Genomic DNA, 5,352 nt, shown 5'->3' with positions numbered 1-5,352 from the left:
CCGCGAGCCTCGCGTCCGGAGCGCGCCGCGGCCTGCTCCTGAAGGGAGGAGCCGTTCTCGAGCGCTTGCGCGACGTTACCGTCGCTTGCTTCGACAAGACGGGGACGCTCACCGCGGGGAAGCCAAAGGTCACGGACGTCGTCGGATTCGGTCACGGGGAGGTCGAGATCTTGTCCGTTGCCGCATCGCTCGAGCGCGGCTCCAGCCATCCTCTCGCGCTTGCAATCCTGCAGGCGGCCTCCGACAAGAGCGCTCGGCCGCAGCATGTCGAGGACTTCGTAAATCTGGCGGGAGAGGGCGTCAGGGCAGTTCTCGGGGGGCGTACGGTCTTTCTTGGCTCGCCCGCTGCGGCCGAACGGATTGCCCCGCTTGCCGAAGACCAGAGAAAGCTCGTCGAGGCGCTCAACGAAGGGGGGAAGACGGTATCGGTGCTCGTCGTCAATGGCGAGATCGCCGGTTGCATCGCCATGCGGGACGAGTTGAGGAGCGATGCCGTCGCGGCGCTGCGGCGCCTGGCCAACGGCGGGGTCCGGTCTGTGATGCTTACGGGCGACAATCCACGCACCGCCGCCGCGCTCGCGCGCGATCTCGGCATCGATCATCGTGCCCAGATGATGCCGGAGGACAAGCAGCGCACCGTCGAGGCCTACAAGAACCAGGGGGAGGTCGTTCTCAAGGTTGGCGACGGCATCAACGATGCGCCGGCTCTGGCCGCCGCCGACATTGGCGTCGCGATGGGCGGCGGCACCGATGTGGCGCTCGAGACCGCGGATGCCGCGGTTCTTCACGGGCGCGTCGCCGATGTGCCGGCCATGATCGAACTGTCCAGACGGACGATGGGCGTCATCCGGCAGAACATCTCGATCGCACTGGGACTGAAGGCGGTTTTTCTGGTCACCACCATCGCCGGGATCACCGGACTTTGGCCCGCCATCCTCGCCGACACCGGCGCGACCGTTTTGGTCACCATGAACGCGCTGCGGCTGCTTTCGATACCGGGCCGCGGTAGAGCGGGCGAGGGGGCGTCCACATGACGGCCAACAGGGTCCAAACCAGCGACCGTGACCTCCGCCTCGACCTGTTTCGTGGACTGGCCAACTGGGCGATCTTCGTTGACCACGTTCCGAACAATGCGGTCGCCTGGATCACGGCCCGAAACTACGGTTTCAGCGATGCTGCCGAGCTGTTCGTGTTCGTGTCCGGATATACTGCCGCCTTCGGCATTCTCGGCAGAGCCTGGCAGCTCTACGTCGCCTACCTCCTGCTTTTCGTCTTCTACGTCGTCACGATCGGATACGTGGCGCAGCGGTATGGCCACGCCCACCTGCTCGACGAGTTCAACATCCGGCTTCTCATTCGGGATCCGGTCGAGTTCCTGAAGCACGGACTCCTGCTCGAGTACAAGCCGCTGAACCTCGACGTCCTGCCGCTCTACATTGCGTTGATGATCGCGTTTCCACCGCTGCTTTGGGTTCTTATGAGGTGGCCCAACGTCGCGCTGGCGATCTCGGCAGGCGTCTACGTCGCCGCACAGACCTGGGGATGGAATCTACCGGCGTATCCCGCCGGCCACTGGTATTTCAATCCGTTCGCGTGGCAGTTTCTGTTCGTCATCGGTGCGTGGGCCGCCGTCGGGGGCGCGGGTGCGGTAAGGGCGCTCATCAACTCGAAGACAACACTCGGTGCCGCCGGCTTCCTTCTCCTGTTCGCCGCCATCGTCACGCTCGCGGCGCGGACCGGCAATCATAACCTGATCCCCGAATCCGTCCGCTCGGCGTTTATTCCGAACGACAAAACGAATCTGGCGCCGTACCGCATCGTCCATTTTCTCGCGCTCGCGATCCTCGTCTCACGGTTGATTCCGAAGGAGGCGCCGTTCCTGTCGGCTCCTTGGCTTCGGCCGCTACGGCTGTGCGGAGAGCGATCGCTCGAAGTCTTTTGCGCGGGCGTATTCCTGGCGTTCGTCGCTTACTTCGCCATCGACCTCGTCTCCGAGTCGCTCGCCTTCCAGATCGTCGTCAGCGTCGCGGGCATCGGCATCATGATCGCCGTCGCCTATTTCAAGACATGGACCCGGGACTATCGCGCCGCAACCGGCCGAAAGACCCGTCGAGCGCGACATTCAGCAGCCACGACTGGCACGAAGGGAGCGATGGGATGGGTTTCGATCAATACCACGAACCGCCGCAGGAGCTTTCGCAAGAGGTCCGCACCTTCGCGCGGATGATAGCTTCGCTGATCGAAGAAGCCGAGGCCATCAATCGGTACGAACAGCGGATGTCCGTCGAAAAGGACAAGACGGCGAAAGCCATCATGGCCAACGCGCAGAAGGAGGAGTTCAAGCATTTCGGCATGAACCTCGAATTCCTGTTGCGACGCAAGAAGGAGTGGCGCGAGGAGCTCAAGGGAATCCTCTTCACCGAGGGCGACATCGTCAAGCTCGGCGAGAAGGCCGAGAAGGCGGTCGAGTGATCGCATGACTGCCGGAGCAGCCGGAATGGAACGACGTGGAGACCCGCGCCGAAGGGTTCTTAAGAAGGGATCGATCGAGTTCGGAAGCTCCGCGATCGATTGCTCTATCCGGAACCTCAGCGATCGGGGCGCGATGTTGGAGGTCGAAAGCCCGCTCGGCATCCCCCGTGATTTCACGCCTGTGGTGCCGGCGGACGGGACACGGCGCGCCTGTCGGGTCGCGTGGGTTAAGGAGAAGCGGTTGGGCGTGGAGTTCGAAGAGTGTGGGTAATCCGGCGGTGGAGGCGCAGATGAGGAAGCATGCGGTATTCCAGGCGCTCGGAAGCATATTGGGTTTGATCGCTATAGTAGGCGCCGTCGAAGCGCGGGGCAGCATCGCGAGCGAGCGTCCCTATGCCGCTGAGCACATCGATCTGCTCCCAGCCGATATCCGTCACGGTCTGATCCGTCTGGAGCGTCAATGCGGCGGGAAAGCCGCAGCGACGCACTACTTTTCCACCACCATCGGAGCCGGCGGGTTGCACTTCAGGTCGCTGCATTTCGAAAATTTCGCCTGCGAGCAGCGAGAGGCGATCTGTCGGGCCGATCAATGCCTTCATGAAGTCTACCTGGAACGGGCCGGCCATTCGCGCCGGGTCTTCAGCGCCTATGTCGACGACATAAAGCTGATCAACGAGGCCGGGATCGTCGGACTGCAGTTCGCGGGAGACCGGCCGGCTATTCTACGTTGGAACGGACGCACATTCGTGCCCGTTCATTCATTCGGAAAGGGTGTCGAGCGGTGACGACGTCGATCATCTCCCATCTTCACTTCGGTGGCGCTGATATCTCCCTCTGGAAGAGGTTCCGGCTATTCTTCACCGTGGGAGTCGTTGTGCTGCTTCTGAGCGCAGCGAAGGTCGCGGTCCACTACTTCGGACTCGAGTTCCTCGATCTCAACCGTCTGCTGACCAGCGGCATCGGCGGCTCCGTCTTCATCGTCGGCTTTCTGCTGTCGAGCATCCTTCAGGACTACAAGGAGGCGGAGAAAATTCCGGCCGACCTCAGGAATTCCATCGAGGCCATCGACGGCGATCTCGCGTGCTTCGCGCAGACCAACGATGCCTTCGACCTACAAAAGGCTCGGCAGTTGCTGCTGGCCGTCATCGACAGGCTTCGCGAGGGTCTCGGGCACAAAAACGGCCACAAGGACGTTCCTCCCGCCCTCGATGAGCTGGCCAAGCTGACGCCGATCTTGGGTCGGCTCGAGAGCATGGGTATGGCCGCGAATTTCGTCGTTCGCCTCCGGACAAATCAGGACGTGATCCGGAGAGCCTTGCTCCGGATCTACACCATTCAGCGCGTCGAGTTCGTGCCGTCCGTCCACGTTCTGGTGCAGACCCTCGTCGGGTCGATCGTGCTCCTTCTGCTGCTGTTGAAGACCGAGGGCGATCCCGCTTCCGCGCTGCTATTCGGCTTCATCACTTACATGTTCGTCTACGTCCTCTACCTCGTTCGGCTCCTCGAACAACCCTTCGCCAAGGGACACGGCTCGGTGGACGACGTCAGCTTCTTCCTGCTCGACGAGCTCGAGCGAAACCTCCGCCGAGCGCTAGAAGATCCGGACGACCGCGCGCAGAAGGCGGCTACGACCGGAGATTGAGACATGCACGGAGGAGGAACCGTCGGAACGGCTGGCGCCAGGCACGCGACGAGGCTCGCCTGGGCGCTCGCACTGACCGCGACATACATGATTGCGGAGGTCATCGGAGGACTGGTGACGGGCAGCTTGGCGCTGCTCGCGGACGCCGCCCACATGCTCACCGACGTCGGTGGTCTCGCGCTGGCGCTGCTCGCGATCCGCTTTGCCGCACGCGAGGCGACGCCGCAACGCACCTTCGGCTACCTCCGGATGGAGGTCTTGTCGGCATTGGCCAACGCCAGCGTGTTGCTGCTGCTGACCGTCTACATCCTGTACGAAGCCTATCAGCGCTTCCTATCGCCACCCGAGGTACTGAGCGGGCCGATGCTTATCGTCGCCGCTATCGGCCTCGTCGTCAATCTGGTCAGCATGTGGCTGCTCTCGAGCGGCTCCTCCGAAAGCCTGAACGTCAAGGGCGCGTACTTCGAAGTGCTGAGCGACATGCTCGGATCGATCGGCGTGATCGTTGCCGCTCTGCTCATGATGTGGAAGGGGTGGGCGCTTGCCGATCCCATCATCGGTGCCGGTATCGGATTGTTCATCGTGCCCCGGACGTGGTCGCTCCTCAGCCAGGTGACCCACATCCTGATGGAAGGAACTCCACCCAACGTCGATATCGGCGCCATCGAAAAGCAGCTACTCGCCATTCCGGGAACCGTCGCCGTCCACGATCTGCACGTCTGGACCGTGACGTCCGGCTTCGACGCCATGAGCTGCCACCTCGTCGTCGCCGACATGTCGGCCGGGCGTGCGGCGCTGCGGGCGGCCCGCAACCTGATGAAGAGCGACTTCGGCATCGAGCACACGACAATCCAACTTGAGGACGAGGCCATGAGAGCCGAGGAGACCGTGCTCCATGTCTGAGGCAGGTGATCGCAGCGCCGGCGCCGCCGACCATGACTACCGGCGTCATGGCCGCCATGATCATGGCGGCGAGCAGCATGGCCATGATCACGATCATGGCGGGCTTGGGCATGTCCATGCTCCGGCGAGCTTCGGCAAAGCTTTCGCCATCGGCATCGGGCCGAACACCGCCTTGGTCGCGGCCGAAGCCGTCTATGGCTACCTCGGGAACTCGACGGCGCTGCTGGCGGACGCCGGGCACAATCTGAGCGACGTACTCGGCCTGGTCGTGGCTTGGGCCGCGTCGGTCGCAGCGAAGCGGGCGCCCAGCGGTCGCTTCACCTACGGTCTGAAGG

At 63.1% G+C, this 5,352-nt stretch carries 8 protein-coding genes; all 8 read left to right on the top strand.

All coding sequences use genetic code 11. The features are described 5' to 3' along the window. Positions 1-1,034 (top strand): heavy metal translocating P-type ATPase (locus AX729_RS31200; protein ID WP_156457303.1); only part of this gene is annotated, 1,034 nt, incomplete at its 5' end. Further along, the gene (locus tag AX729_RS31195; protein WP_063817318.1) at positions 1,031-2,227 is read left to right on the top strand and encodes an OpgC domain-containing protein; all 1,197 of its coding nucleotides are present in this window, start codon (positions 1,031-1,033) and stop codon (positions 2,225-2,227) included. The genes AX729_RS31200 and AX729_RS31195, both read left to right, overlap by 4 nt. Then, positions 2,158-2,472 carry a ferritin family protein gene (locus tag AX729_RS41700; RefSeq protein WP_057196389.1) on the top strand — a complete coding sequence of 105 codons (315 nt, stop codon included), beginning with the start codon at positions 2,158-2,160 and terminating at the stop codon, positions 2,470-2,472. Before AX729_RS31195 ends, AX729_RS41700 begins: the two co-directional genes overlap by 70 nt. 25 nt (positions 2,473-2,497) lie before the next feature. Beyond that, entirely contained in the window at positions 2,498-2,743 is a 246-nt protein-coding gene (locus AX729_RS31185) for a PilZ domain-containing protein (RefSeq protein WP_057196388.1), read from the top strand. Positions 2,744-2,762: 19 nt separating this feature from the next. Further along, positions 2,763-3,257, top strand: coding sequence for a hypothetical protein (locus AX729_RS31180; RefSeq protein WP_057196420.1), 495 nt, complete (start codon positions 2,763-2,765; stop codon positions 3,255-3,257). Then, the gene (locus AX729_RS31175) at positions 3,254-4,114 is read left to right on the top strand and encodes a hypothetical protein (RefSeq protein ID WP_057196387.1); all 861 of its coding nucleotides are present in this window, start codon (positions 3,254-3,256) and stop codon (positions 4,112-4,114) included. The genes AX729_RS31180 and AX729_RS31175 overlap by 4 nt, the downstream gene beginning before the upstream one ends. Before the next feature lie 3 nt (positions 4,115-4,117). Further along, the gene (locus AX729_RS31170) at positions 4,118-5,017 is read left to right on the top strand and encodes a cation diffusion facilitator family transporter (protein ID WP_057196386.1); all 900 of its coding nucleotides are present in this window, start codon (positions 4,118-4,120) and stop codon (positions 5,015-5,017) included. Further along, positions 5,010-5,352: cation efflux transmembrane domain-containing protein (locus tag AX729_RS31165; protein ID WP_197433720.1), on the top strand; the 343-nt coding region annotated here is incomplete at its 3' end. The genes AX729_RS31170 and AX729_RS31165, both read left to right, overlap by 8 nt.

The sequence above is a fragment of the Bradyrhizobium sp. CCH5-F6 genome (genome assembly GCF_001556045.1).
Classification (GTDB): domain Bacteria; phylum Pseudomonadota; class Alphaproteobacteria; order Rhizobiales; family Xanthobacteraceae; genus Bradyrhizobium.
Note: the sequence above shows the minus strand (reverse complement) of the source record. Positions and strands in the feature narration are given on the sequence as shown.